This is a genomic window from Cupriavidus sp. SIMBA_020, assembly GCF_046535395.1.
Classification (GTDB): domain Bacteria; phylum Pseudomonadota; class Gammaproteobacteria; order Burkholderiales; family Burkholderiaceae; genus Cupriavidus; species Cupriavidus campinensis.
In genome coordinates this window covers 1-257 of the sequence record NZ_JAWRWU010001033.1, presented here as the reverse complement: position 1 = coordinate 257, position 257 = coordinate 1, and the positions used below count along the sequence as shown (strand labels likewise).

General features: G+C 69.3%; 1 protein-coding gene. It reads left to right on the top strand.

Annotated features, from left to right (window positions below; all coding sequences use genetic code 11):
• Window positions 1-57 precede the first annotated feature (57 nt).
• On the top strand, window positions 58-257 hold a 200-nt coding region (locus SB751_RS32615), incomplete at its 3' end, for an AMP-binding protein (protein WP_410749331.1).

Genomic DNA, 257 nt, shown 5'->3' with positions numbered 1-257 from the left:
GACCGACACGCTGCTGCAATTCTTCGGAACGCAAGCCAACCGATCGGAACCCGTTCAATGAACCACTCGACCATCGACGGCCGCTTCGCCGAGCAGGTGCGCCGCACGCCGGAGCGCATCGCACTGGAGGGAACGGCGCACGTGCCGCCACTCACCTACCGCGAACTCGACCGGTGCGCGAACCGGCTTGCCGCGGTGCTTGCCCGGCATGGCGTCACGCAGGGGGCGCCCGTGCTGCTGATGCTGCCGCGCTGCGC